Annotated in this window: 22 protein-coding genes; 16 read left to right on the top strand and 6 right to left on the bottom strand. The window is 69.3% G+C overall.

The genetic code is table 11. The features are described 5' to 3' along the window. Positions 1–119: 119 nt before the first annotated feature. The 3 genes from ABC728_RS17065 to ABC728_RS17055 form a co-directional block, all read right to left on the bottom strand. Positions 120–542, bottom strand: a complete 423-nt coding sequence (locus tag ABC728_RS17065; RefSeq protein ID WP_416621029.1) for a DUF4167 domain-containing protein — start codon at positions 540–542, stop codon at positions 120–122. Positions 543–833: 291 nt separating this feature from the next. Continuing rightward, positions 834–1703 carry a peptide chain release factor N(5)-glutamine methyltransferase gene (prmC, locus tag ABC728_RS17060; RefSeq protein WP_416621028.1) on the bottom strand — a complete coding sequence of 290 codons (870 nt, stop codon included), beginning with the start codon at positions 1701–1703 and terminating at the stop codon, positions 834–836. Beyond that, positions 1700–4345 carry a helicase-related protein gene (locus ABC728_RS17055; RefSeq protein WP_445376623.1) on the bottom strand — a complete coding sequence of 882 codons (2646 nt, stop codon included), beginning with the start codon at positions 4343–4345 and terminating at the stop codon, positions 1700–1702. The genes prmC and ABC728_RS17055 overlap by 4 nt, the downstream gene beginning before the upstream one ends. A gap of 95 nt (positions 4346–4440) precedes the next feature. On the opposite strand from ABC728_RS17055, the gene ABC728_RS17050 reads away from it, so the two are divergent. The 12 genes from ABC728_RS17050 to ABC728_RS16995 all read left to right on the top strand — a co-directional run bounded on the left by ABC728_RS17050 (position 4441) and on the right by ABC728_RS16995 (position 18415). Next, positions 4441–5811: a hypothetical protein gene (locus ABC728_RS17050; RefSeq protein WP_416621026.1), complete on the top strand. Its 1371-nt coding sequence runs from the start codon at positions 4441–4443 to the stop codon at positions 5809–5811. Between the two features lie 221 nt (positions 5812–6032). Next, positions 6033–7046 (top strand): quinolinate synthase NadA, encoded by a 1014-nt coding sequence (gene nadA, locus ABC728_RS17045; protein ID WP_416621025.1) that lies wholly within the window; start codon positions 6033–6035, stop codon positions 7044–7046. A gap of 47 nt (positions 7047–7093) precedes the next feature. After that, positions 7094–8713 (top strand): L-aspartate oxidase, encoded by a 1620-nt coding sequence (locus ABC728_RS17040; protein WP_416621024.1) that lies wholly within the window; start codon positions 7094–7096, stop codon positions 8711–8713. Continuing rightward, complete coding sequence (gene nadC, locus ABC728_RS17035; protein ID WP_416621023.1) at positions 8713–9564, top strand: carboxylating nicotinate-nucleotide diphosphorylase; 852 nt, start codon at positions 8713–8715, stop codon at positions 9562–9564. The genes ABC728_RS17040 and nadC overlap by 1 nt, the downstream gene beginning before the upstream one ends. Before the next feature lie 106 nt (positions 9565–9670). Beyond that, a complete protein-coding gene (gene tsaE / locus ABC728_RS17030; protein ID WP_416621022.1) occupies positions 9671–10135 on the top strand; it encodes a tRNA (adenosine(37)-N6)-threonylcarbamoyltransferase complex ATPase subunit type 1 TsaE in 465 nt (154 codons plus the stop codon). Between the two features lie 3 nt (positions 10136–10138). Then, positions 10139–11161, top strand: coding sequence for an aminoglycoside phosphotransferase family protein (locus ABC728_RS17025; RefSeq protein WP_416621021.1), 1023 nt, complete (start codon positions 10139–10141; stop codon positions 11159–11161). 22 nt (positions 11162–11183) lie between these two features. Continuing rightward, on the top strand, positions 11184–11924 hold the full coding sequence (locus ABC728_RS17020) for a nucleotidyltransferase family protein (RefSeq protein ID WP_416621020.1): 741 nt from the start codon (positions 11184–11186) through the stop codon (positions 11922–11924). Beyond that, on the top strand, positions 11921–14947 hold the full coding sequence (gene addB, locus ABC728_RS17015; RefSeq protein WP_416621019.1) for a double-strand break repair protein AddB: 3027 nt from the start codon (positions 11921–11923) through the stop codon (positions 14945–14947). The genes ABC728_RS17020 and addB overlap by 4 nt, the downstream gene beginning before the upstream one ends. 93 nt (positions 14948–15040) lie before the next feature. Beyond that, positions 15041–16042 (top strand): zinc-dependent alcohol dehydrogenase, encoded by a 1002-nt coding sequence (locus ABC728_RS17010; protein ID WP_416621018.1) that lies wholly within the window; start codon positions 15041–15043, stop codon positions 16040–16042. A 10-nt stretch (positions 16043–16052) separates the two neighbouring features. Then, complete coding sequence (locus ABC728_RS17005) at positions 16053–16466, top strand: 6-pyruvoyl trahydropterin synthase family protein (RefSeq protein WP_416621017.1); 414 nt, start codon at positions 16053–16055, stop codon at positions 16464–16466. Continuing rightward, a complete protein-coding gene (locus ABC728_RS17000) occupies positions 16463–17530 on the top strand; it encodes a glycosyltransferase family 4 protein (RefSeq protein ID WP_416621016.1) in 1068 nt (355 codons plus the stop codon). Before ABC728_RS17005 ends, ABC728_RS17000 begins: the two co-directional genes overlap by 4 nt. A 15-nt stretch (positions 17531–17545) precedes the next feature. Then, positions 17546–18415 carry a hypothetical protein gene (locus tag ABC728_RS16995; protein WP_416621015.1) on the top strand — a complete coding sequence of 290 codons (870 nt, stop codon included), beginning with the start codon at positions 17546–17548 and terminating at the stop codon, positions 18413–18415. A gap of 61 nt (positions 18416–18476) precedes the next feature. On the opposite strand, the gene ABC728_RS16990 is transcribed toward ABC728_RS16995, so the two are convergent. Next, entirely contained in the window at positions 18477–19106 is a 630-nt protein-coding gene (locus ABC728_RS16990) for a MarC family protein (RefSeq protein WP_416621014.1), read from the bottom strand. Between the two features lie 580 nt (positions 19107–19686). Here ABC728_RS16990 and ABC728_RS16985 point away from each other — a divergent pair. Continuing rightward, positions 19687–20388, top strand: a complete 702-nt coding sequence (locus tag ABC728_RS16985; protein ID WP_416621013.1) for a CoA transferase subunit A — start codon at positions 19687–19689, stop codon at positions 20386–20388. Positions 20389–20406: 18 nt separating this feature from the next. After that, complete coding sequence (locus ABC728_RS16980) at positions 20407–21078, top strand: CoA transferase subunit B (RefSeq protein WP_416621012.1); 672 nt, start codon at positions 20407–20409, stop codon at positions 21076–21078. 143 nt (positions 21079–21221) lie between these two features. Here the strand turns inward: ABC728_RS16980 and ABC728_RS16975 are convergent, their stop codons facing one another. Both ABC728_RS16975 and ABC728_RS16970 read right to left on the bottom strand, forming a co-directional pair. Then, positions 21222–22256, bottom strand: a complete 1035-nt coding sequence (locus ABC728_RS16975) for a hypothetical protein (RefSeq protein ID WP_416621011.1) — start codon at positions 22254–22256, stop codon at positions 21222–21224. 221 nt (positions 22257–22477) lie between these two features. Continuing rightward, complete coding sequence (locus tag ABC728_RS16970; RefSeq protein ID WP_416621010.1) at positions 22478–23437, bottom strand: adenosine kinase; 960 nt, start codon at positions 23435–23437, stop codon at positions 22478–22480. A gap of 204 nt (positions 23438–23641) precedes the next feature. Here ABC728_RS16970 and ABC728_RS16965 point away from each other — a divergent pair, with 204 nt between their 5' ends. Together ABC728_RS16965 and ABC728_RS16960 are read left to right on the top strand one after the other, a co-directional pair. Continuing rightward, on the top strand, positions 23642–24319 hold the full coding sequence (locus tag ABC728_RS16965; RefSeq protein WP_416621009.1) for an EI24 domain-containing protein: 678 nt from the start codon (positions 23642–23644) through the stop codon (positions 24317–24319). Between the two features lie 261 nt (positions 24320–24580). Next, positions 24581–25150, top strand: a complete 570-nt coding sequence (locus tag ABC728_RS16960) for a bactofilin family protein (protein WP_445376622.1) — start codon at positions 24581–24583, stop codon at positions 25148–25150. Positions 25151–25330 lie beyond the last annotated feature (180 nt).

Below are 25330 nucleotides of genomic sequence, written 5' to 3'. Positions count from 1 at the left end.
CCGTATCCCGGCCGTCACCGCCACCCCCTCCTGCCTGTCATCCCTCACGCCCCCGACGGGCGGAGGCAGCGGCAGGCAAGGAAGGCACCGGTCCGGCCGGGACCACCCGCACGCAGGCGTCAGGCCGCGGGCTGGTCGCTTTCGGCATCCACGGGCTCGGAACCGCCATCCTCGCCGCCTTCGGCATCGTCGCCATCGAAACCGTTGCCATCCTGGCGCGGCACATGCTGGCGGGCGCGGCCTTCCTGTTCATTGATCTGGCAGATGATGCGGTAATAATGTTCCGCGTGCTGCAGATAATTCTCCGCGGCGATGCGATCGCCCGAAGCGTTCGCATCACGGGCCAGCGCCTGGTACTTTTCATAGACCTGGAAGGCATTGCCGCGGATGCGCACATCCGGGCCGTTGCTGTCATAATTCTGATGGCGCAGCGGTACGTTCTGGCGGCGATTGCCACCCCCGTTGCCGTTGTTGCCACCGCCATTGTTGCCGCCACTGCCACCGCGGCCACGACCACGCCGTTGATTGGGTCCCTGTCTCATTCGCTATATGCTCGGCCCCTGGTTTCCCGAGCCCACGGACATCCCGAAGCGTCCTGTCTTTCCCGTTTTTCGGCGGTGTTGACCGTTGGGCGGCGATATCGCCTTGGCCCCTGGACGCAAAAACCCCGGTCCGCGGGCTTTGCCACGACAGGCGCCCCACGCGCCATTGCCGTCCGATGCGGACCCTAACGATAGTCGCCCGTCATTCCAAGGGTTTTTTACGGCTTCGTAACGGGTTTATGCAAATCATGCCGGGCGCGCAGCACCCCGGTCCGGGGCCGGGCACACGCATCAGGCCCGGCCGCGCTGGGCCAGCGCCACCCGGTCCCGCCCGCCAAGGTCGCGCAGGGTGGAAACATCGGTGAAGCCGGCGGCGCGCAGCAGATCGGAAACAGCGGCCCCCTGATCCGCCCCATGTTCGAAGCCGATCAGCCCGCCGGGCGCCAGCAGGGGCGGCAGCACACCGGCCAGATGACGATAGGGGTCCAACCCGTCCGCCCCGCCGGCCAGGGCCCGGCGCGGTTCGAACCGGGCGACTTCCGGCGCCAGCCCGTCGATCTCCCCATCCGGGATATAGGGCGGGTTGGACAGGATCATGTCGAACGGCACCGCCGCCGACAGCGCCTGCGTCCAGGACCCCGCCAGGAAGGCGGCCCGCCCGCCCAGGCCCAGGCTGGCCGCATTGGCGCGGGCCACGGCGGCCGCACCGGGGGACAGGTCCAGCCCGACCCCGAACGCAGCGGGATATTCAGACAGGAGCGCCAGCAGGATGGCCCCCGTGCCCGTGCCCAGGTCCAGGATGCGCCAGGGGCGCCGCCGGTCGGGCCGGGCGCGCAGCACGCCGCCCACCAATGTCTCCGTGTCGGGCCGGGGGATCAGCGTTTCAGGGCCCAGGGCCAGGGTCAGGCCCCAGAATTCCCAATCACCCAGAATGCGCTGCACCGGCTCACGGCTGGCCCGCCTATCGACCAGGGCATCGAAGGCTGGCACGGACGCGGCCGGCACCGTCAGCCCCTCGGCCCGGCGCAGGCGGCTGACGGGCATGGCAAAGGCCCGTTCCGCCAGATAGAGCAGGTCCAGCCGCGCCTCTTCCACCCCCAGCGCCGTCAGGCGCTGTTCGGCGGCACGCAGCAGGGGGGACAGGGGAACCATCGGCGTCATGATTTCCTCCGGCGGCGCCTGGAACGGGGGGCGGGACGGGCAGCGGCGGGTGCTGCCAGCCTTTCCGCCAGACCGGCCAGCACGGCAAAGGGATTGTCGGCATCCACGGCCACCGGCGGCGGCCGGGGCGCGACCGGCCGGGGCGGGGCGTCGGGATGGCGGCGGACCCAGATGTCCGGGGCCGGCGGTTCACCCGCCGCCGGGGGCGGCTGGCGCCGCAGCCGCCAGCCCAGCGCGGCCAGGATGCCCGGCAGGTCCGCATTGGATGCGGCGACCATCGATGCCAGGCCCGACAGGTCGGTCAGCCGCCCGTCGGCACTGCGCGCGGCGATGGTCTCCAGCAGCCGGTCGGCCATGTCCACACGCACCGCCCGCGGCCCCAGCGGCAGGAATCCGGCCGCGCGCAGCAGCCCGTCATCCCCTCTCCGGCCTCCCTCGCTGCCCCCCTCGCTGCCTCCCTCGCTGCCGCGCGGGACGGAGATGCGGCCCGGCGGCGGCAGCGGCGGCGGCAGCGGCAGCCCATGCGCCACGGACCAGAGCAGGCCCAGCATGGACGCGGCCCGGGGCCGGACAAGGGCAGGCAGATAGACTTGTGCAGCCCCCCATCGCACGCCCAGCCGGCCCAGCGCGGCCAGGGCCGCCCGATCCAGACCCGTTGCAAGATCCGCCACCCGGCCGCGCGGCAGATGGCCGGCCGCCTCGGCCAGTTGGAAGGCGATGCCACGGGCCGGCCCCGGCAGGTCGGCGCCGTCCAGCCGCACCAGCGCCGCCAGATCGGCCCGGATGCGGGCCTGCACGAACCGGGCGAGGCGGACCCGCACCCGATCGCGCTGCGTGCCGTCCAGCAGATCGTCCCGCACCAGCCGGATGGCGGGGGCGAGAAGCCGTTCGCCGGCCGCCAGCCGTGCCAGGTCCACCCCGTCCCACCGGATCAGGCCGTCCGGGGCCAGGTCCAGGGCCGTGTCGTCCGCCGCCTCCATCCGGGCCACGCGACGGGCGATCTCGTCCTTCAGCGCGCGGCGGGCCGCCGTCATCAAGGTGGGATGGTCATCCTCCCCCACATCGGCCTGCATGTCGAAGGACAGGCCCCGAAGCGCCCCTACCGGGTGGGTTTCCACCACCACCGTGCCATCATCCGCCACGAAGCCCTGCAGGTCCCGCCCGTCACGCAGTGATTTCACCAGCCCCGCCGACCGCTTGTCGACGAAGCGCTGGGTCAGCCTTTCATGCAGGGCATCGGACAGCCGGTCCTCGATCCCGCGCGTCACCCCCTGCCAGTGCTTCGGGTCGGCCACCCAGTCGGGGCGATGGCTGATATAGGTCCAGGTGCGGATATGGGCGATACGCGATACCAGCGTGTCGATATCGCCGGACAGATTGTCCAGCCGCTGCACCTGCGCGCCTATGAAATCGACGGGCAGCCGCCCGCCCGGCGCCATCAGATGGCGGTAGAGCTGGCCCAGCAGCCTTGTATGGGCATCGGTCATGGTCTTGCGGAAATCGGGGACCTGACAGACCTCCCACAGCATCTTCACGCCGCGCGGCCGGCGGGTCAGGGCCATGATCTCCCCGTCGCCGGCCAGGGCCTTCAGCGCCTCCACATCATCGGCCGGCCGCGCGCGCAGCAGCAGGGGTGACGGCGGGCGGGCCTCCAGCGTGCGCAGCAGCCCGTCCACCGACCGCGTATCCAGGTCGCTGTTGCGCCAGACAAGGTGCCGCAGGGGCGGGAACTCGTGATTCTCCACGGCATGGATGGTCTCCTCGTCCAGGGGGGAACAGTCCCATGTCGTGCCGAAGGTGCCGTCGGACTGGTGCCGCCCCGCCCGGCCGCCGATCTGCGCCACCTCCGGCGCCGTCAGACGGCGGGGGCGCTGGCCGTCGAACTTGGTCAGGCGGGCGAACCAGACATGGTCGACATCCATGTTCAGCCCCATCCCGATGGCATCCGTCGCCACCAGGTAATCCACGTCACCGGCCTGGTACATGGCCACCTGGGCGTTGCGGGTGCGCGGCGACAGGGCGCCCATGACCACGGCCGTGCCGCCACGGCTGCGGCGCACCATCTCGGCCAGCTGGTATACCTCCGTCACGGAAAAGGCCGTGACGGCGCTGCGCGGCGGCAGCTTGGTCAGCTTCTTGTGCCCGCCAAAGGACAATTTGGAAAAGCGCGGCCGGGTGATCACCTCCACCCTGGGGATCAGCTTCTGAAGCAGGGGCCGGATCATGTCGGATCCCAGGAACATCGTCTCCTCTGCGCCGCGCGCGTTCAGCAGCCGGTCGGTGAAGATGTGCCCGCGCTCATCATCGGCACAAAGCTGGATCTCATCCACGCACAGGAAGGCCACCGGCCGGTCCACCGGCATGCTTTCCACAGTGCAGACCCAGTAGCGCGGGGCCGGCGGGATGATCTTCTCCTCCCCCGTCACCAACGCCACCTGGGCCGCCCCCTTCATGCGCACCAGCTTGTCATAATTCTCCCGCGCCAGCAGGCGCAGGGGAAAGCCGATCATGCCAAACTCATGGGCGGCCATGCGCTCCATGGCCAGATAGGTCTTGCCGGTATTGGTCGGGCCCAGGACGGCCAGCACGCGGCCGGTATGGGCCGGGGCGGCCCCGGCCGAAGCGGGGGGATGCATGATCATGGCCATATCCATGGGCAGGTGGCGCGCGGAAAGCAAGGCCGGCCAAAGCAAGGCCGGCCATAGAATCGCCATCGCGGTCGGGCAGAAGGGACGGCATGATGAACATGATGAACCGCTCCTCCCTTCTGGCCCCCCTTCTGGCACTGGTCCTGGCATCACCGGCCACGCAGGCATTGGCCAGCCCGGAAAAGGCGGCCGCCCTGCAGACCCTGGTCACGCGGCACCTGTCGGCGGCGGCGGCCGACCGCGACGGGCTGCATGTGGAGCGGGTGCCCGACGTGCAGGTCACCCATGCCGGAGACAGCTATCAGGTGCGCATCCCCAAGCTGCGTGTGGCCGCGGGTTCCGGCTGGATGGCAGAGGCGCCGCTGGTGGAAGGCGAGGCGAGGCCGCAGCCCGACGGGTCCTGGCGCATCAAGACCCACCTGCCCCAGCCGCTGACGGTCTATGGCGGCAACGGGTTCCGCCTGGGCGACGTGTCGCTGGGCCGGCAGTCCCTGTCGCTGCACCTGAGCGGCGACGGGCGCAGCCTGCTGGCCGCCGATCTCGACCTGGGCAATGCCCGGTTCATCCCGGCCATGGGGGCCGGGACCGGCAGCCTGACGGCCCTGCGCCTGATCCTGACGCCCCAGGCCATCACGGGCGGCAAATGGAGCGGCAAGCTGTCGCTTGCCATCGACGGGCTGGCGATGAAGGACCCGATGGGCGTCGACCGCCTGTCCCTCCGGCGGCTGCGCCTGGACGGCACGGCCGACGGGCTGGACATGGCGCGGCTGGGGGAACTGGTCGCATCCGGCCGCCGCACGGACCTGGACCGGATCGCCAGCAAGGCCGATCTGGCCGCCGAGATCGCGGATTTCCGCTTCATCGGCGATGACGGAACACGCACGGCCCTGGCCGGCGGCAAGGGCAGCCTGTCCCTGACCGGGCTGATGGGCAACCGCGTGTCGGCGGTGCTGGACTGGCGGCATGACGGGCTGGAACGGGTAGGCGGGTCCGTGCCGCCAGGGCTGCTGCCCGCCCGCGCCGATCTGGCGCTGACGGCCCATTCCCTGCCGCCGGCCGTGCTGTTCTCCCCACGCCCGCCCGGTGGCTGGACCCCGGCGCTGGCCGCGGCCGGCAGCAAGGTCACCGTCTCCCGGCTGCACCTGTGGAACCCGCAATCCACCATCATCGGCCAGGGGGATTTCCGCTTCGCCGCCGCCCATGCCAACAGCGTCAGCGGTGAAGGCAACCTGTCGCTGCGCGGGGTGGACCGGATCATCGGCGATGTGAACCGGATGATGGGGGCCCGCGGCGCCGGCATCGCCATCGCGCTCTATGCCCTGCAGGGGCTGGGCCGCGTGCAGCCGGGACCGGACGATACCACCCACCAGTACAATCTGGTGATCACCCCCGATGGCCGGGTCACTCTGAACGGGTCCGATGCCACGGGGCTGTTCCGGGGACTGATGGCACTGAACTGAACGGTCCGGCCCGACATGGCCAGAAGGCCCCGGCGCCGCAACGATGTTGCGCCGCACACATGCATATCTTGCCTATCCGGACTGTGACAGAAGCGTGACCATGGGGCGACACACACTTGACACCCCTTATACTCTGGGCGAGCATAAGGACTACTAATGCTCAAATAGAGCATAAGTCCCTTTTGCCTGCCCGCCCCCGCGGGCCGACGGAGTTGCCGCCCATGTCCGCCCCGCTCGACCTCACCTACAGCCCCGCCGTCGCGGAGGCCACCCGGCCCATCTACGAGAAGGTCAAGGGCGTGATCCCGGAGGTGGAATGGCCGTTCCATGCACCGCTGGTGCATGCCATCAACCGGCTGAAGAAGGAACGCAACGCCGTCATCCTGGCCCATAACTACCAGGCGCCGGAGATTTTCCACACCGTGGCCGACATCGTAGGCGACAGCCTGCTGCTGGCGCGCAAGGCGGCGGAGACGGATGCAGAGGTCATCGTGCTGGCCGGTGTGCATTTCATGGCGGAAACGGCCAAGATCCTGTCGCCGGAAAAGACCGTGCTGATGCCGGCCATGGATGCCGGCTGCTCGCTGGCCGACAGCATCACGGCGGCCGATGTGCGCCTGCTGCGCGAACGGTATCCGGGCGTGCCGATCGCCACCTATGTCAACACCTCGGCCGCCGTGAAGGCGGAAAGCGATGTCTGCATCACATCGGGCAACGCGGTGGAGGTGATCAATTCACTGCCGGGCGACGAGGTGCTGTGCATCCCCGACGAATATCTGGCCAAGTGGGTCGCCACCCAGACGACCAAGAAGGTCATCGCCTGGAAGGGCCATTGCGAGGTGCATGAGCGCTTCACGGGCGATCAGTTGAAGGCCTACCGTACCCAGTTCAAGGGCGACATCACCATCATCGCCCACCCGGAATGCCCGCCCGACGTGCTGGCGGAGGCGGATTTCGTCGGTTCCACCGCCAAGATGCAGGATTATGTGGAGGGGCAGCAGCCCAAGCGCGTGCTGCTGATCACCGAATGCTCCATGGCCGACAATCTGGCGGCCACGAACCCGGCCGTGGAGTTCGTGCGCCCCTGCAACCTGTGCCCGCACATGCGGCGCATCACGCTGTCGAACATCCTGGAAAGCCTGGTGACCATGCAGCCGGAGGTGCATGTCGACCCCGCCGTGGCCGGCCGCGCCAGGCTGGCCGTGGAACGCATGCTGGCCGTCGGCCGGAAGTGATGCCGGCCCCATCCGGCCTCTTCAGGCAAAGCTGAGGAAACCCGCCCATGCAGATGCGGCAGAGCGATGTCATCGTGATCGGGTCCGGCATGGCCGGGCTGGTGGCTGCGCTGTCGCTGGCGCCGATGCGCGTCACGTTGCTGACCAAGACGGACGGGCTGCCGGGCGGGTCCAGCAACTGGGCCCAGGGCGGCATCGCCGCCGCCATCGATCCCGCCGACGACCCGGCCGAACATGCCGCCGACACGGTGGCGGCGGGTGCGGGCCTGACCGATCCGGAAATGGCGTCCCTGCTGGCATCGGAAGGTGCCCGGCGCCTGACGCGCTGGATCAATCGCGGCCTGCCCTTCGACCGGGAGACCAGCGGCCGGCTGTGCCTGGGCCGGGAGGCGGCGCACGGGGCCGCCCGCGTGCTGCATGCCGGCGGCGACGCCACGGGCCGCACCCTGATGGCCGACCTGTCGGCGCGTGTGGATGCCGCCGACCATGTCACGGTCCAGACAAGGGCCTTCGCCTGGGAACTGGTGACGGGACGCCACGGGATGGCGGGCGTGCTGGCCCATCATGACACGGATGGCTGGGTCTTCCACCGGGCCGGGTTCGTGCTGCTGGCCTGCGGCGGGATCGGCCAGCTTTATCGCCATACCACCAACCCGGCGGAGGCGACGGGCGACGGGCTGGCACTGGCCGCCCGGGCCGGGGCCGACCTGGCCGATCTGGAATTCGTGCAGTTCCATCCCACCGCCCTGGCGGCACACAGCCGCACGGGCCAGGTCCCCCTGCTGACGGAGGCGCTGCGCGGGGCCGGCGCCCATCTGCTGGACGAGCATGGCGACCGTTTCATGCTGAAGGCGCATCCGCTGGCCGAACTGGCACCCCGCGACGTTGTGGCCAAGACGATCGGCGCGCGCATTGCGGCCGGCCTGCCGGTCCATATCGACCTGCGCGCGCTGTGGGCCGATGGCGGGGCCGCGAAGTTCCCCACGGTCGCCGGCATCTGTGCCGCGGCAAGGCTGGACCCGGCCGAAACCCCCATTCCCGTAGCCCCGGCCGCCCATTACCACATGGGCGGCGTGGTCACCGACGCCGACGGGCGCACCAGCATTCCCGGCCTGTTCGCGGCGGGGGAAGTGGCCTGCACGGGCGTGCATGGCGCCAACCGGCTGGCCAGCAACAGCCTGCTGGAAGCGCTGGTCTTTGCCGAACGCGCGGCAGAAGCGATCCTGGCCACCAAACCGCCGCCGCCCGGCCCCGTGGCCCTGCCCGACATTCCCCGCCATTTCGTTCCCCCTGCCCAGGCGGCCCTGGTCGCGGTCCAGGCCGCCGACATCATGGCGGAAAGCGTGGGCCTGCTGCGTGACGGCATCGGCCTTTCCTGCGCCATCGCCGAGCTGGAGGCGCTGGAAGCCGGGCTGGAAGCCGATGCCGGGGGGGCCGGGCCTGCGCATATCCGCCTGTCGGGGGAGGTGCGCAACCGGCTTCTGGCCTCGCTGCTGATCACCCGGTCCGCCCTGTCCCGGCAGGAAAGCCGGGGGGCGCACCAGCGTTCCGACTGGCCCGACAGCCGGCCGGAATGGCGCCACCGCCAGCGTGTGACCCTGTCCGGACCCGCCCAGCCGCCCCGCATCCGCGTGGCCCCGCCCCGTTCCCCCCTGCCGGTGATGTGATGACCCTGCCGCTCTACCCCCTGCAATATGATGCCCTGATCCGCGCCGCCCTGGCAGAGGATCTGGGGCTGGCGGGGGATTTGACCACCGATGCCTGCGTGCCGGCGGACGCCACGGCCAAGGCCCGGTTCAATGCCCGTGGCGAGGGGGTGTGCGCCGGGCTGGATGCAGCCCTGCATACCTTCTCCCTGCTGGACCCCGGACTGGTGATCACCCGCCATGTGCGCGATGGCGACCGTGTGGCCGGGGGCACGGCCCTGGCCACGGTGGAAGGGGCGGCGCGCCCCATCCTGACGGGTGAGCGCACGGCCCTGAACCTGCTGGGCCGGCTGTGCGGCATCGCCAGCGAGACAAGGCGGCTGGTCGACAGGATCGAGGGTACGGGCGCCCAGATCGTCTGCACGCGCAAGACGACGCCCGGCCTGCGCGCACTGGAGAAATATGCCGTGCGGGTGGGCGGCGGCGGCAATCACCGCTTCGCCCTGGATGACGCCGTTTTGATCAAGGACAACCATCTGGTCGCGGCCGGCGGCCTGCGCGCCGCCGTGGAGCGGGCCCGCGCACGCGCCGGCCACATGGTGAAGATCGAGGTGGAGGTGGACAACCTGGACCAGTTGGCCGAGTTGATCGACCTGAAGGTCGATGCCGTCCTGCTGGACAATATGGACCCGCCCACCCTGCGCCGTGCCGTTGCCATGGTGGACGGGCGCATGGTGACCGAAGCATCGGGCGGCGTCACGCCCGACACGATCCGCGCCATCGCGGAGACGGGCGTCACGCTGATCAGCCTGGGCTGGCTGACCCATTCGGTGCGCAATTTCGACATCGGCCTGGATTTCGTGGTCGGATAGGGCGGTCGGGCCCGGTCCCTGCTTAATGCCTATTGCGGCGCGGGTTGCTTTTGTCGGAGTTTGCCATCCAGGCCCTCTGCAAAAGCGACCGAAGACACCGACCCGCATGCCCCAGACCCTCATCCTTCCCGACGAGGCGGCGACCGCCGCCCTGGCCGCCCGGCTGGCCCCGCTGCTGACGGCGGGGGACGTGGTGACGCTGCGCGGCGACCTGGGCGCCGGCAAGACGGCCCTGGCCCGGTCCATCATCCGCCATCTGGCCGGCGACCCGGCGGAAGAGGTCCCCAGCCCCACCTTCACCCTGGTCCAGACCTATGAGCATCTGGACCCGCCGGTCTGGCATTTCGACCTTTACCGGCTGAGCGATCCGGGCGAGGTGGTGGAACTGGGCTGGGAGGAGGCGCGGCAGGCCTGCGCCCTGGTGGAATGGCCCGAGCGGCTGGGACCGCTGCTGCCGCGCGACCGGCTGGATATCGAACTGACCCTGGACGGGCCGACGGCGCGGCGCGCCGTGCTGAACGGCCACGGCACCTGGGGACCGCGGCTGGAACCGCCGCCGGAAGGGATCTGACCCATGCGCGACGACATGGTACGGCGCAGCGACGTCATCGACAGCTTCCTGGCCGACGCCGGCTGGGCCATAGCCGCACGGGTTCCCATGGGGGCCGACTGGTCCACCCGCCGCTATGAACGGCTGACGGCCCCCGACGGGACGCGCGCCATCCTGATGGATGCGGCGGGTGAAGGCGCAGCACAGGTGCCGCCCTTCATCCGGATCTGCGGCCTGCTGCGCGATGCGGGACTTTCGGCGCCCGACCTTTTCGCGCAAGCCCCGCCGCAGGGGCTGTTGCTGCTGGAGGATTTCGGCGACGACAGTTTCGCGGCCCTGCTGGAACGGGGCGATGATCCCTGGCCGCTTTATGCCGTGGCGACCGATGTGCTGGCCCATCTCCATGACCGGTTCGATCCGGCATCCGCCCCCGACCTGCCCTGCTACGGCCTGCCGCTGTTCACGGCCCAGGTCGCGCTGTTCGCCGATGCCTATATGGAAGCGGCGGACCGGCCCCTGGCTGCTGCCGGCCGGGCGGCATTGGACGCGGCCTGGGTGGCCGTGCTGGAACCTGTGCTGGACAGCGTGCCCGTCAGCCTGCTGCTGCGCGACTATCATCCGGGCAACCTGATGTGGCTGCCCGGCCGGCCGGGGGTCCGGGCCTGCGGGCTGCTGGACGTGCAGGATGGCGGCATCGGTCCCGTCAGCTATGATCTTCTGTCGCTGCTGCAGGACGCGCGGCGCGATGTGCCCGACACGATCCAGGCCACCATGATCGATCGCTATCTGCTGGCCCGTCCCGGCGTCCGGCGGGAAGCGTTCCTGGCGTCCTACGCCGTGATGGGCGCCATGCGCCATGCCCGCATCCTGGGACGGGTGGCGCAACTGGCGGCCGGGGGCGGCAAGGCCCGGCAACTGGCCTTCCTGTCCCGTGTGTGGCGGCAGTTCCGCGGCGCCATCGCCCATCCGCTGCTGGCGCCGCTGCAAAGTTTCATGGATGAGCATTTGCCCCCCGACGGGGCCGTGGCCCATATTCTTGGTCGTTGATTTGAAACCGGAGTTGAATTCGATGTCCTTCATGCCCAAGCGGGCAATGGTGCTGGCGGCCGGGTTGGGGCTGCGCATGCGTCCGCTGACCCTGGACCTGCCCAAGCCGCTGATTTCCGTGGGCGGCCGCACGATGCTGGACCATGCGCTGGACCGGCTGGAAGCGGCGGGCGTGGAAGAGGCGGTGGTCAATGCCCACTGGCTGGCCGACAAGATCGCGGCGCACCTGGACGCCCGGCCGCGCAACCGGCTGCGCATCACCCTGTCGCGGGAGGATGCCCCGCTGGAGACGGGCGGTGGTGTCAGGCATGCCCTGCCGCTGCTGGGGGCCGAGCCCTTCTTCGTCGTCAATGCCGACATCGTCTGGCTGGACGGGCCGGTTCCCGCCCTGAAGCGGCTGGCCGCGGCGTGGAACCCGGACGTCATGGACAGTTTGCTGCTGGTCGCGCCGACGGCGGGTGCGGTGGGCTATGACGGGCGGGGGGATTACCAGATGGACCCCGATGGCCGGCTGTCGGCCCGTCCCGACATGGAACTGGCGCCCTTCGTGATGGCCGGCGTGTCGATCATGACCCCGGACCAGTTCGCCGGAACGCCGGACGGCGCCTTTTCCAACCTGCTGCTGTGGCGGCGGGCAGAGGCGGCGGGCCGGCTTTACGGCGTGCGGCACGAGGGCAACTGGTATCATGTGGGCACGCCGCCCGCCGTGCCGCTGGTCGATGCGCATCTGCGCCATCCCGCGACGCGCGAAGTCCACCCATGACGGACGCCGCCGGCGCACCGGCGCGCGTCTTCACGCTGGCGCCCGACATCCCCTTCGTGGACGCGCTGGCCGCGGGCCTGTGGCGGCAGGCGGATGGCGACCCGCTGGCCCTGAATCGCTTCACGGTTCTGCTGCCCACGGCCCGCGCCGTGCGCAGCCTGCGCGAGGCATTTTTGCGCCTGTCGGGCGGGCGGCCCATCCTGCTGCCGCGCATGGCGCCGCTGGGCGATGTGGACGGGGACGAGGTGTCCTTGATGATGGACGGCGTGACGGGCAAGGCCGGCGGGCTGGACCTGCCCCCGGCCATCGGTCCCCTGCGCCGGCAATTGCTGCTGGCCCGCGCCATCGCGGCGGCCGGCGACCGGTTCGCCAAGACCCGTGCCCAGGCGGCCCGCCTGGCCCGCGAACTGGCCCGCCTGCTGGACCAGACGCAGACGGAAATGGTGGGGTTCGACCGGCTGCACAGCCTGGTGCCCGACGATTACGCCGAACATTGGCAGGTGACCCTGTCCTTCCTGGCCATCATCGTCGATCAGTGGCCCGCCATTCTGGCCGCAGAGGGCAGTGTCGATCCCGCGCAGGAACGCAACAACCGCCTGCTGGCCTATGCGGCGGCGCTGAAGGCTGCGCCGCCGGCTCACCCGATCATCGCCGCCGGCTCCACCGGGTCCATCCCCGCCACGGCCGAATTGCTGTCGGTCATCGCGCGGCTGCCCACGGGCTGCGTGGTGCTGCCGGGGCTGGACCGGGCGTGCGACGCGGCCACCTGGGACGCGCTGGACGATGCGCACCCGCAATTCGGGCTGAAGCAACTGATCGACCGGATCGGCGTCGCGCGGGAGGCGGTGGCCGACTGGCCGCTGGCCCCAGGCGTCGCCCCTTCCTGCCCACCCGCCCGCATCGCCCTGATGGCCGAGGCGCTGCGGCCCGCCGGCACGACGGAGGCCTGGCGCGACCTGGCCACGCCGGACCCGTCGGCTCTGCAAGGCGTGACCCGGATCGACGCCGCCACCCCGCAGGAGGAAGCGGGGATCATCGCCCTGATCCTGCGCGAGGCGCTGGAAATGCCGGGCCGCACCGCCGCACTGGTCACGCCGGACCGCAATCTGGCCCGGCGCGTGGCCACCGAATTGCGTCGCTGGGACGTGCGCGTCGATGACAGCGCCGGCCGGCCGCTGGCCCAGACGCCCGTCGGGTCGTACCTGCGCCTGATCATGGATACCGCCGTGCAGGGCGCGCCGGTCCCGTTCCTGTCGCTGCTGAAACACCCGATGGCCGGCGGCGGCTGGCCGGCGGGGCAATTGCGGCGTCAGGCCCGGCTGCTGGAAACGGCCATCCTGCGCGGCCCGCGGCCCGCCGCCGGGCTGGACGGTCTGCGCCGGGCCGTCCTTTTCGCGGCATCGGAGGCGGCGGACAGGCGCCGCCGCATCACCAACCCCGCCATAAGCCAGGACCTGCTGACGCTGATCGACCGGCTGGAAACGGCCCTGGGGCCCCTGGCGGCGGCCGTGGCGGATGGGGAGCAACGGCCCCTGTCGGAATGGCTGCGCCTGCATGTCGGCGCGGCGGAGGCGCTGGCCGCCCAGGAAGGTGAGCAGGGGGCCGACCGGCTGTGGCGCGACAAGGACGGGGAGGCGGCCGCCGGCTTCATCGATGAACTGCGCGAGGCGGCCGACGGTTATCCCCCGCTGGGCGGCAAGGATTATGCCGGGCTGATGGAAGTGCTGATCGCCGGGCGGGCGGTGCGCCCGGCCTTCGGCCTGCATCCGCGCCTGCATGTGCTGGGCCTGATGGAAGCACGGCTGCAGCAGTTCGACGTGATGGTGCTGGCCGGGCTCAACGAGGGGACATGGCCGCCGGCCCCGCCGCCCGACCCCTGGATGTCGCGTCCCATGCGGCGCGATTTCGGCCTGCCCGCCCCGGAACGGCAGGTGGGTCAGGCCGCCCATGATTTCGCCCAGGCCTGTGGGGCGAAAACCCTGTACCTGACCCGGTCGGAACGGGTGGAGGGCACACCCACCGTACCGTCCCGCTGGCTGCTGCGCCTGGACACCGTGCTGGACAAGGCGGGGCTGCGCGGCCGGATCGACGGGGACGGTGCCTGGTGGCGCGGGCTTTGGCAGGCTCTGGACCGGCCGGCGCGCGTGCGCCCCTGCCCGCCGCCGGCCCCCCGCCCGCCCGTGGCGGCCCGGCCGCGCCGCCTGTCGGTGACCCAGATCGAAACCTGGATGCGCGACCCCTACGCCATCTATGCCGCCAAGGTGCTGGACCTGTCGGCGCTGGACCCGATCGACGCCGATCCGGGGGCCGCCGAACGGGGGGAGATCATCCACAAGGCGCTGGACATCTTCGTCCGCCGCCATCCCGGCGCGCTGCCGCCCGATGCGCGGGCGCAATTGCTGGCGATCGGGCGGGGCGCCTTCGGCGACCTGCTGGAACAGCCGGGGGTCGCCGCCTTCTGGTGGCCCCGGTTCGAAAAGGTGGCCGACTGGTTCCTGGCGCAGGAGGCGGAGCGGCGGCGCACCATCCGGCCACTGGCGACCGAGGTATCGGGCCGCATCACCCTGCCCGGCCCGGCCGGCCCCTTCATCCTGACCGCCAAGGCCGATCGCATCGACCGCACACCCACGGGCGGCGTGGTGCTGATCGACTACAAGACGGGCACCCCGCCATCGGCCAGGGAGGTACGGCTGGGCAAGGCGCCGCAATTGCCGCTGGAGGCGCTGATCGCGGCCGGCGGCGGGTTCGAGGGGGTGGAGGCCGCCACCGTGGAGGGGCTGGAATATTGGCGCCTGTCCGGCGGCGACCCGCCGGGCCTGATCCAGGCGCTGAAGGAGGAGGCGGGCATCCTGGCGGCGGAGGCGCGGGAGGGGCTGGAATATCTGATCGAACGGTTTGACGATCCGGACACCGCCTATCACAGCCAGCCCCGGCCCGCCTGGGCGCCCAAATATACCGACTATGCCCATCTGGCCCGCATCCGCGAATGGTCGGCCGGCGGCGGCGGCGAGGCGGAGGGCTGAGCGGCCCCTCATCATCGGCCTGTCACAAGCCTGTGCTTTATTCGCCCGCCGCGTGTTCATATGCTGACACCCCGTTGTTGGGAGAAAAGCCGGATGTCCCTGTCCCAAGCCGTCCACCCCGACCACGCCACGGCCTTCTGGACGCTGGCGCCCGGCCGTGGGGCGCTGTGCCGGCAGGAACTGCCCGCGCCGGTGGCCGGCGACGTGCGGGTCCGCGCCCTGGCCAGCGGGATCAGCCGGGGCACCGAATCGCTGGTCTTCCAAGGGCGCGTGCCGGCCGAACTGGCTGCCATCATGCGCTGCCCGTTCCAGGAGGGGGAGTTTCCAGGCCCCGTGAAATATGGTTATGCCCTGGTGGGCATGGTGGAACAGGGGCCGGCCGGCCTGCTGGGCCGGCGCGTCTTCGCCCTGCACCCGCATCAGGATGTGGCACTGCTGCCGGCGGAAAGCTGCCGCCTTGTACCCGACGCGGTGCCGACCGAACGCGCCGTCCTGGCCGCCAACATGGAAACGGCGCTGAACATCCTGTGGGATGGCGGTGCGGCACCGGGCCAGCGCATCGCCGTGGTGGGCGGCGGCGTGGTGGGGGGGCTGACCGCCTGGCTGGCCGCATGCCTGCCGGGGGCGGAGGTCACGCTGGTCGATATCGACCCGGCGCGGGCTGCGCTGGCCGATGCCCTGGGGGCCGGATTCGCCCTGCCCGACGATGCGCCCGACGGGTGCGATCTGGTCATCCACACCAGCGCCACGGGGGACGGTCTGGCCACCGCCCTGCGGCTGGCCGGGGTGGAAGCCGTGCTGGTGGAGGCGTCATGGTACGGCGACCGGCCCGTGACCGTGCCGCTGGGCAGCGGTTTCCACCCCAACCGGCTGCGCATCGTATCCTCGCAGGTGGGGATGGTGTCGCCCGCCTTCCGTCCGCGCTGGACCCTGTCGCGACGGCTGGAAAAGGCGCTGTCGCTGCTGACCGATCCGGCAGCGGACCATCTGCTGGGTCCGCGGCTGGATTTTTCCGACCTGCCGGCTGCCATGGCCGGCCTGCACGACCTGCCCTTCGGCTGCCCCGTCGTGCGCTATCCCCGCCCCAACCCGTGAAAGGCCGTGCATGTATTCCCTGACCGTGCGTGACCACATCATGATCGCCCACAGCTTCGTGGGTGCCATCTTCGGCCCGGCGCAGGCGCTGCACGGCGCCACCTTCGTCGTGGATGCCGAATTCCGCCGCCGTCACCTGTCATCCGACGGGCTGGTGGTGGATATCGGCGCCGCCTCAACCCTGCTGAAGGAGGTGCTGGCCCCGCTGAATTACCGCAACCTGGACGAGGTGCCGGAATTGCGGGGCCGCAATACGACGACGGAGTTCCTGGCCGGAGAAATCCACCGCCGCTTGGCCACCGGCATCCGGGCCGGTGCCCTGGGCGCCGACGGGGCCGCACTCGACAGCCTGCGCATCCGCCTGTCGGAATCCCATGTCGCCTGGGCCGCCTATGAGGCGCCCTTGGGCGGGGACGGCGCATGATCGGCCAGCCGCTCCACATCCTCTGTCCCGGCGATATCGGCCAGTTGACGGGCGGCTACGGCTATCTCCGCCGGCTGGTGGCGGGGCTGCGCGCGATGGGGGAGACGGTCACCGTGCATGAATTGCCGGGACCGCATCCCTTCGTCGACGATCCGTCCCGCGCAGCGGCCGACGCCGTGCTGGGCGCCATTCCCGATGGCGCGCCGGTCCTGATCGACGGGCTGGCCCTGCCCGTCGCGGCGCATGCCGTCTGGGTGGACCGCTACCGGCTGCGCTGTGCGGCACTGGTGCATCATCCGCTGCATCTGGAAAACGGGCTGGCACCGGAACAGGCCGATACGCTGTTGCGGATCGAGCGCGACACGCTGGCCCATATGCGGGCCGTCATCGTGCCCAGCCAAGCCACCAAAGCCGGGGTCATGGACCTGTCGGTGCCCGCGGGGCGGATCGTCATCGCCCCGCCCGGCACCGACCCGGCCGCCCCCGCCACGGGCAGCCCGCACGGTGCTGGCCCCACCATCCTGTGCGTGGCGACGCTGACCCCGCGCAAGGGCCATCTGGTGCTGGTGGAAGCATTGGGCCGGCTGCGGCACCGGCCCTGGCAACTGGTACTGGTGGGCAGCGACAGCCGCCATCCGGGCCAGGCCGCCGCCATTGCCGATGCCGTGGCCACGGCGGGACTGGCAGGGCGGGTGCGCATGACGGGCGAATTGTCGGGCCCGGCGCTGGAGGCCGAATGGCAGGCCGCGGACCTGTTCGCCCTCGCTTCCTTCCATGAAGGATATGGCATGGTCGCGGCAGAGGCGCTGAAGCGCGGCCTGCCTGCCATCGTCACCGATGCCGGGGGGCTGGCGGAGGTGGTACCGCCCCCTGCCGGCGCCATCGCGCCGCCGGGTGACCCGGCTGCCCTGGCCATGGCCTTCGACCGGCTGCTGTCAGACCCGGCGGCCCTGGCCGCCGCGCGCAATGCCGCACGGAAGGCAGGGGCCCTGTTACCGTCGTGGCAACAGAGTGTGGCATTGATACATGACACGCTGTCCGGCATGCTGGTTTCCTCGAGATGACGATCGGAACCGCGTATGAACCTTGATTTCGATCCCGACTGGCTGCGCCTGCGCGAACCGCTGGACGATGCGGCGCGCGCCGTGGGGCTGGCATGGGCCTTCGGCCGCATCCTGCCCACCCATCCGATGATCATCGACCTGGGGGCCGGCACGGGCAGCAATGTCCGGCAACTGGCCATGAAGCTGGGCCGGGGCGAGCAGGACTGGACCCTGATCGAAAAGGACCGCAAGCTTCTGGCCAAGGCGCCGGGGGAGATCGGCCGCTGGGCCGACCGTAACGGCTGGGAGCACAAGGAACAGCGCCGCGCCTACATGATCACTTGCGACGACATGGCCGTGCGGGTGGAGATGCGCAGCTTCGACCTGTCGCAGGACCCGGCGGAACTGGGCCTTAACCAGTATGACGGGGTGACGGCGAAGGCGTTGTTCGACCTTGTCTCCGCCGCGTGGCTGGACCGGTTCGTGAAGGAACTGGCGGGCTGCGGCTTCCCGCCGCTGCTGGCCACGCTGATCGTGGACGGCCGGGTGGAATTCTCCATCGCGGACGAGGATGACGCCTTCGTGCTGGAGCGGTTCCACGCCCATATGGGCCGGGCCAAGGGCCTGGGCGGGCCCGCCCTGGGTCCCGCCGCACCCAAGGCATTGGTGGCCAGCCTGACGGCCGCCGGCTATCGCGTGGAAACCGCGCAGGCCGACTGGAAGATCGGGCCCAAGCAGATCGCCGCCCATCTGGCCATGCTGGAGGGCTATGCCCGCGCGGCGGCGGAGCAGGAACCGGCCGCCTCCCCCCGCATCCAGGCCTGGGCGGCCCGCCGGCGCGACCTGGCCAGTGAACAGGGCGCCCGGCTGATGGTGGGCCATCTGGACCTGCTGGCCCGCCGGTAACGGGGGCCGGCAACCGGGCCTGGACAAGGCAGGGCCCGCCGTCGGATTTCCGACAGCGGGTTCAGCGCAGGACGCCGCTTTCCACCACACCGTCAATGATGAACTGGCAGGCCAGCGCCGTCAGCAGGATGCCCAGCACCCGATTGATCACGTTGATCCCCGTGACGCCCAGCAGCTTGCCGACCTCCCCCGCGAACAGCAGGCAGACCAGCGTGGCCAGCAGCACACCGGACAGCACGGCCAGCACGGCGGCCTGCATCATCCAGTCGCCATCGGCCCGCCCCATCAGCAGCACGACCGAGGTCATGGCTCCCGGACCCGCAATCAGCGGAATGGCCAGCGGGAAGACGGAAATGTCGGCCCGGTGCCGGGCCTCCTGTTTTTCATCCTCCGTCGCTGTGCGCAGGCCGCTTTCACGGGCGAACACCATCTCGATCGCGACCAGCAGCAGCAGGATGCCACCGGCGATGCGGAAGGCACCCACACTGATCCCGAGCGAGGTCAGCAGCAATTCCCCGATGAAGGCGAAGGCGAACAGCAGGCCGGTGCCGATCAGCACGCCCTTGATGGCCGTGCGGCGACGGTGCCGGCTGTCCATGCCGGCCGTCAGGCCCGCGAACAGGGGGCCCAGTCCGATGGGATCGATGGTGACGAAGAAGGCAATGAAGGTGGAAAGGACCAGGTCACTCATGACGGCCGCCGCGGGGGAAATGGATGATGTCGGGATGGGCATCATCTACGCCCCCGCGGCCCGGCTGTGAAGTGTCCGCCCGGCAGGTCTGCCATATCCCGCCCGGTGGCAATGGCCGCCTTTGACCGGCCCGGTCACGGGTGGGAACGGAACATGGAGCGATTTTCGGTTGACGGGAAACCGCGCCGGCTGCGGCGGCCGCAGCACCGCCCGCGCGGCGCGGCCAGGCCAATGTCAGTTGGCCCGGCGGTCGGGCGCGAAAGGCATATTTCCGCTCAGCGCAAATATGCTCCAGTCCCCCGGACACCGCCCCGATTGCGGCCAGCAGGATCGCCACGAACGGCACAGGCACCCGGCACGACAATGCGGCATGAGCCGGTGGTCGCCACGCCGGGACCCCGTGCCGATGCGCGGTCCTGTAATTTTAAACTAACGTTTTGGTGGCTTTTATTATGAAAATTACGACTCGAAATTTGAATCAGGTTTCATGAAATAGGCCTTGTGGTCCATTGACACCCATGCTGCACCGCCGTACACCAGTCGGAAAAGCCCACAAAAGGAGGAGGCCGCGGGCAATCTCATGAGCAAGAAAGTCTATACCGATGCCGTGGCGGCCCTGGCTGGGCTGCTGCGGGACGACATGATCGTGATGGCCGGCGGGTTCGGTCTTTGCGGTATCCCGGAAAACCTGATCGCCGCGATCAAGCTGTCGGGCGTAAAGGGCCTGACGGTCATCTCCAACAATGCGGGCGTGGACGGGTTCGGCCTGGGCCAGTTGCTGGAGACCAAGCAGATCCGCAAGATGGTCTCCTCCTATGTCGGGGAGAACAAGCTGTTCGCACAGCAATATCTGTCTGGTGAGCTTGAGCTGGAGTTCAACCCCCAGGGCACGCTGGCCGAGCGCATCCGCGCCGGCGGTGCCGGCATCCCGGCCTTCTTCACCAAGACGGGCGTGGGCACGCTGGTGGCCGAGGGCAAGGAACTGCGGGAGTTCGACGGCGAGACCTATGTCATGGAACGCGGCCTGCGCGCCGACCTGGCCGTCGTGAAGGCCTGGAAGGGCGACACGGAAGGCAACCTGATCTATCGCAAGACCGCGCGGAACTTCAATCCGATGATGGCCATGGCGGGCAAGGTCACCGTGGCCGAGGTGGAGCAACTGGTGAATGTCGGCACGATCGACCCCGATCATGTCCACACACCGGGCATCTTCGTGCAGCGCATCATCGAAGGCACGCACGAAAAGCGCATCGAGCAGCGCACCACGCGCAAGCGCGATTAAGGGCGAGGGGGAAACAAAATGGCTTGGACCCGTGAGGAAATGGCCGCCCGCGCTGCGAAGGAACTGCGCGACGGCTTCTATGTGAACCTGGGCATCGGCATCCCGACCCTGGTGGCGAACTTCATCCCCGAGGGGATGCATGTGACGCTTCAGTCGGAAAACGGCATGCTGGGCATGGGCCCCTTCCCGTTCGAGGGGGAAGAGGATGCCGACCTGATCAATGCCGGCAAGCAGACCATCACCGAACTGCCCTATAGCAGCTATTTCAGCAGCGCCGACAGCTTCGCCATGATCCGTGGCGGACATATCGACCTGTCGGTGCTGGGCGCCATGCAGGTGGCCGCCAATGGCGATCTGGCCAACTGGATGATCCCCGGCAAGATGGTCAAGGGCATGGGCGGCGCCATGGATCTGGTGGCCGGCGTCAAGAAGGTCGTCGTCGTGATGGAGCATTGCGCCGTCGACAAGAAGACGGGCGCCATCGAGCCGAAGCTGCTGCGGGAATGCACCCTGCCGCTGACCGGCACGCGCGTCGTGGACCTGGTGGTCACCGATCTGGGCGTGTTCCAGGTGGACAAGCACGGAACGGGTCCGCTGACCCTGATCGAAATGGCCCCCGGCATCACGCTGGAAGAGATCAGGTCAAAAACCCAGGCCGAGTTCGACCTGGCCGAGGCGCTGGTGTCCTGACAGGCATCGGGCCGATGAGGTGGGGCGGCAGTGCCGCCCCACCTCATCGGCCTTCACGCAATCTTGACCGGAACCTGCAGGTTCCGGTCAAGCCCCTGCTTCTTTCATGCCGGCGGCATCAATCATCTTTCATGCCGGCGGCATCAATCATCGCCGGCCATGGCCATCGCGGCAAGACGGTCTGCCTGCGGCCGGAGGGCCGGCACGGGCAGCCGCTCGGGCGCATGCAGCCCGTGATGGGCCGCCAGGTCCAGCACCCAATCCAGGTACATTTCGATCATCCCGCCGACATGAAAGGCGGGGCAGCCGGTATAAAGCCGGTCATGGCCCGTGGTGAAGGGCGTGATGGGCCGGCTGTCCAGCCGCAGCCGCAAACCGTCCACCCCCTGCTCGACGCGGAAGGCGCAGGCCTCGCCCGTGGTGGGATTGACAGCGCTCTCCCCCTCCGGCTCCAGCCTGGAAGCGTGCAGGAAGGTGACGATCATCCCCAGGCTGCCGGCGGCCAGGGTCTTCAATTCCTTGCGGCTGCGCCACATCGCGTCCCGCCAGTCGGCAACGGGCAGGTCGACGCCCAGATGCAGCGATGCCTCCACCAGGCTGAAGCACATATGCAGCGCCGTGTTGCTGCCCGTCTTGGAAATGCTGACCATGTCGTGGCCGGCCCGGGCGTAAAGGGCGGACCCCTTGAAGAAACCCTGTGCGAAACGGGCCATGCGGGCGAACGGGCAGCCGGAAACAGGCCGGTCGGCCATTTCCGCCGCCCATTCATCCAGCACGAGATTGAGCGTGAGGCAGCATTGCGAGCGCAGCCAGTTCAGCTTCTGATCCTGCGACAGGCCGGGCGGCAGGGGGGCAAAGGGGCCGTCCTTCTTGATGCGGGCCTGATCCATGCGCACCAGCAGCCGGTGACGAAGATCATGGAACAGGAAGGACAGGAAGATATTGCCCTTCACCCGGTCGCGATTGTCGGGCGTCAGCGGCCGCCCATCCTCCAGCAACAGGTCCAGGCCCGCAGCATCGCCGCCGCGCCGGGTCAGCCAGTCCAGAAGGTTCGATACGCCCAGCCGGGCCAGCCCCGCCTTGGCATGGGCCAGACGGTAAAGCTGGGCAAAGCTGCCCTCCGCCTCAGGCTGACAGGTTTCGGGCTGGATGAACCGGATATGTGCGCCGCCGTCCATATGGACCCCCGCTGCTGGTGACCAGCAACAGGAAGCAATCGGCGGGCCATGATTGATGAATTCAGTAAAATCAATAATTTGAAAGAAAAGGCATCGTTGCGAAATGCAAAATCGTTCTTGCTGTACGCAACAGCCGGCGCTTTTTGCCGGGCCGACGGGAAAGGCATGCCGGGCGTGGCGTGCCCGGTCCGGGGAAACCCGGACCGGGCGGACACCTCAAATCAAAGTCCCTTGGACTTGACCAGATCGGCCAGGCTGACCTCGGGCCGGGCGCCATAATGGCCGATGATCTCGCCGGCGCAGATGGCGCCCAGGCGGGCGCAGGTAGCCGGGTCGCGGCCCTGGGTATAACCGTGGAGGAAGCCGGCGGCGAACAGGTCGCCCGCCCCCGTCGTATCGACGACCTGCTCCACCTTCTCGGCCGGCACGCTGTAGGTCTCGCCGCCGACCAGCACGGTGGCGCCCTGTTCGCCCCGGGTCAGGACGGCCACTTCGACATTCTTGCGCGCCTCGGCGGCAGCACTGTCGAAATCACCGCCGAACAGGGCGACGATCTCGCTCTCGTTGGCGAACAGGATGTCGACATGGTTCTTCACCAGGTCGCGGAAGCTGTCCAGGTGGCGGTTCACGCAGAACGGGTCGGACAGCGACAGCGCCACCTTGCGGCCGGCCGCATGCGCCAGGGAAGCGGCCTTCAGGAACGCCTCCTTGGCAGCCGGCGGGTCCCACAGATAGCCTTCCAGATAGACGACCTTGGCCGACTGGATGGTGGCGGCGTCGATATCGTCGGGCGTCAGGTCCAGACAGGCGCCCAGGAAGGTGTTCATGGTCCGGTGGCCGTCCGGCGTCACCAGGATCAGGCAGCTTCCCGTGGGCTTGCCCTCGTCCAGGTCGGGGGTGTCGAACACCACGCCGGCCGCGCGGATGTCATGGCGGTAGACCTTGCCGAGCTGGTCATGCGCCACCTTGCCGATGAACACGCCCTTGCCGCCCAGCGAAGCCAGGGCCGCCATGGTGTTGCCGGCGGAACCGCCGGAGATTTCCACGCCCGGCCCCATCTTGGCATAGAGGGCTTCCGCCTCCTCTGCACTGATCAGCCGCATGGCATTCTTCATCAGGCCGTTGGCGGCCAGGAACGCATCATCGGCCTTGGCGATCACATCGACGATCGCGTTGCCCATGCCCACAACATCATAAACTGCCGCCACGAATGGCCTCCACCCGTCTGGAAAAATTGGCGCGGAGTATAGGGCGGTGCGCGCTTGCGGCAAGTGCGCATGCATCCCCATATGGATGGGGAGCGCGCATGGGTGCGCCTGGATGCGCATGGGCGGGGTTCTGGCAGGGCCGGTCCGGCAGGGCGGGCGGGAAGGGACGGGAAAAACATGATCCGGCATCTGGTGCGCGCCGCGGCGCAATTGCCCGACCCGGCCTTCCTGCGGGTCATCATCCTGTCCATCCTGGGGACGCTGGCGCTTTTCGCCCTGCTTCTGGGCGGTTTCGGCTGGCTGCTGGCCCATACCAGCCTGTTCGACATCCCCTGGGTGGATACGGGCATCGGTCTGCTGGGCGGGCTGGCAGCACTGGCGCTGGCCTGGCTGATGTTCCCGGCCGTGATGGTCGCCGTTTCCTCGGTCATGCTGGACAGCATCGTGGATGCCGTCGAACGGCGGCACTATCCCTGGCTGCCGCCCCCGCGCCCCATCCCGCTATGGCGATCGGTGTGGGAGGGGGTGAAATTCCTGGGGCTGGTGCTGCTGGTCAATCTGCTGGCTCTGCCCTTCTATTTCATCCCCGTGGTCAATCTCTTCGTCTATTTCCTGGTCAACGGCTATCTGGTGGGGCGGGAATATTACGAGCTGGTCGCCGTCAGACGGCTTGACACCGCCGGGGTAAGGCTTTTGCGCCGCGACCGGCGGGCGGGTCTTTTCGTGGCAGGCGTCATTCTCGCCTTTCTTTCGTCACTCCCGCTCGTCAATCTTGTCGTGCCCGTGCTGGCCGCCGCCTTCATGGCGCATTTCTTTGAAGAAATGCGGCGTGATCTGCCGGCTGCGGCTGCGTGAGCGCGCATTCTGTGATACCGCATAACCGGGCCGGACCCGCCGTCCGGTCCCCACCCTGAGCCAGCGCATTTGGGGGCAATCAATATGTTCCGACGCCAGAGACCGCCCACGGCCCCGCCCACGCCCGCACCCCCGGCACCACCCGCCGGGGAGACAACGCAGGACGCCGGTGCCGGGTTCCGCCAGACGGAACCGCAGGCGGACGTGAAACCCGCCATTCCGCCTGCAGACCAAGGTTCCGAAACCAGCCCGAGGATGACGATGAACACGCCTTTCTCCACCCCCACCGGTTCGCCTGGCACGGCGGCGGCCCCGTCGCTGAAGAGCGACATTCCGCGCCGCGTCGTGGATATCCCCAACAGCCCGCCCAAGCGCGTGGCCCCGACGGGTGTGGAAGGCAGCAGCGGCACCACCCCCGCCACAGAAATGCGCAAGCTGATCGTCGGCCGCGACATCAGCCTGTCCGGTGAGATCGCCGCCTGTGACGTGCTGGTCGTCGAAGGCACGGTGGAAGCCAAGCTGCGCGACGGCCATGTCGTGGAAATCGCCGATACGGGCCTGTTCAAGGGCTCGGTGGAGATCGACGAGGCCGATATCGGCGGGCGGTTCGAGGGCGATATCACGGTGCGCGGCACGCTGAAGGTGCGTTCCACGGGCCGCATCCTGGGCAATATCCGCTATGGCACGCTGGAAGTGGAAAATGGTGGCCAGTTGGCCGGCACCATCCAGGTCCTGGGCGAAGCGCCGGTCCTGCCAAGCCCGGCCGAATTGTCGGCAACGGTGTCGGTTTCCGCCCCGGCGGCCGACAATGCCGGCGACGGCGAGGGTTGATATCGGGGGCGAGAGATATTGGCCCCGATATGCGCGCCGACTGGCGCGGCGGCGCCCATGCTGCCGCCTTCCCGCCCGACAGAAGACCCCGCCGGCCATCCGGCGGGGTTTTTCGTGCCGGTGACATTTCAGCGGGTTGCCGGGGATGGGCCGTGCTGGTTCCCTGGACGGGTCCCCCCC

The sequence above is a fragment of the Niveispirillum fermenti genome (assembly GCF_052474395.1).
Note: the sequence above shows the minus strand (reverse complement) of the source record. Positions and strands in the feature narration are given on the sequence as shown.

Excerpts from the sequence above, each read along its gene's own strand:
- ABC728_RS17065 (WP_416621029.1), bottom strand. The coding sequence starts at position 542 with ATGAGACAGGGACCCAATCAACGGCGTGGTCGTGGCCGCGGTGGCAGT.
- prmC (WP_416621028.1), bottom strand. The coding sequence starts at position 1,703 with ATGACGCCGATGGTTCCCCTGTCCCCCCTGCTGCGTGCCGCCGAACAG.
- ABC728_RS17055 (WP_445376623.1), bottom strand. The coding sequence starts at position 4,345 with ATGATCATGCATCCCCCCGCTTCGGCCGGGGCCGCCCCGGCCCATACC.
- ABC728_RS17050 (WP_416621026.1), top strand. The coding sequence starts at position 4,441 with ATGATGAACATGATGAACCGCTCCTCCCTTCTGGCCCCCCTTCTGGCA.
- nadA (WP_416621025.1), top strand. The coding sequence starts at position 6,033 with ATGTCCGCCCCGCTCGACCTCACCTACAGCCCCGCCGTCGCGGAGGCC.
- ABC728_RS17040 (WP_416621024.1), top strand. The coding sequence starts at position 7,094 with ATGCAGATGCGGCAGAGCGATGTCATCGTGATCGGGTCCGGCATGGCC.
- nadC (WP_416621023.1), top strand. The coding sequence starts at position 8,713 with ATGACCCTGCCGCTCTACCCCCTGCAATATGATGCCCTGATCCGCGCC.
- tsaE (WP_416621022.1), top strand. The coding sequence starts at position 9,671 with ATGCCCCAGACCCTCATCCTTCCCGACGAGGCGGCGACCGCCGCCCTG.
- ABC728_RS17025 (WP_416621021.1), top strand. The coding sequence starts at position 10,139 with ATGCGCGACGACATGGTACGGCGCAGCGACGTCATCGACAGCTTCCTG.
- ABC728_RS17020 (WP_416621020.1), top strand. The coding sequence starts at position 11,184 with ATGTCCTTCATGCCCAAGCGGGCAATGGTGCTGGCGGCCGGGTTGGGG.
- addB (WP_416621019.1), top strand. The coding sequence starts at position 11,921 with ATGACGGACGCCGCCGGCGCACCGGCGCGCGTCTTCACGCTGGCGCCC.
- ABC728_RS17010 (WP_416621018.1), top strand. The coding sequence starts at position 15,041 with ATGTCCCTGTCCCAAGCCGTCCACCCCGACCACGCCACGGCCTTCTGG.
- ABC728_RS17005 (WP_416621017.1), top strand. The coding sequence starts at position 16,053 with ATGTATTCCCTGACCGTGCGTGACCACATCATGATCGCCCACAGCTTC.
- ABC728_RS17000 (WP_416621016.1), top strand. The coding sequence starts at position 16,463 with ATGATCGGCCAGCCGCTCCACATCCTCTGTCCCGGCGATATCGGCCAG.
- ABC728_RS16995 (WP_416621015.1), top strand. The coding sequence starts at position 17,546 with ATGAACCTTGATTTCGATCCCGACTGGCTGCGCCTGCGCGAACCGCTG.
- ABC728_RS16990 (WP_416621014.1), bottom strand. The coding sequence starts at position 19,106 with ATGAGTGACCTGGTCCTTTCCACCTTCATTGCCTTCTTCGTCACCATC.
- ABC728_RS16985 (WP_416621013.1), top strand. The coding sequence starts at position 19,687 with ATGAGCAAGAAAGTCTATACCGATGCCGTGGCGGCCCTGGCTGGGCTG.
- ABC728_RS16980 (WP_416621012.1), top strand. The coding sequence starts at position 20,407 with ATGGCTTGGACCCGTGAGGAAATGGCCGCCCGCGCTGCGAAGGAACTG.
- ABC728_RS16975 (WP_416621011.1), bottom strand. The coding sequence starts at position 22,256 with ATGGACGGCGGCGCACATATCCGGTTCATCCAGCCCGAAACCTGTCAG.
- ABC728_RS16970 (WP_416621010.1), bottom strand. The coding sequence starts at position 23,437 with ATGGGCAACGCGATCGTCGATGTGATCGCCAAGGCCGATGATGCGTTC.
- ABC728_RS16965 (WP_416621009.1), top strand. The coding sequence starts at position 23,642 with ATGATCCGGCATCTGGTGCGCGCCGCGGCGCAATTGCCCGACCCGGCC.
- ABC728_RS16960 (WP_445376622.1), top strand. The coding sequence starts at position 24,581 with ATGAACACGCCTTTCTCCACCCCCACCGGTTCGCCTGGCACGGCGGCG.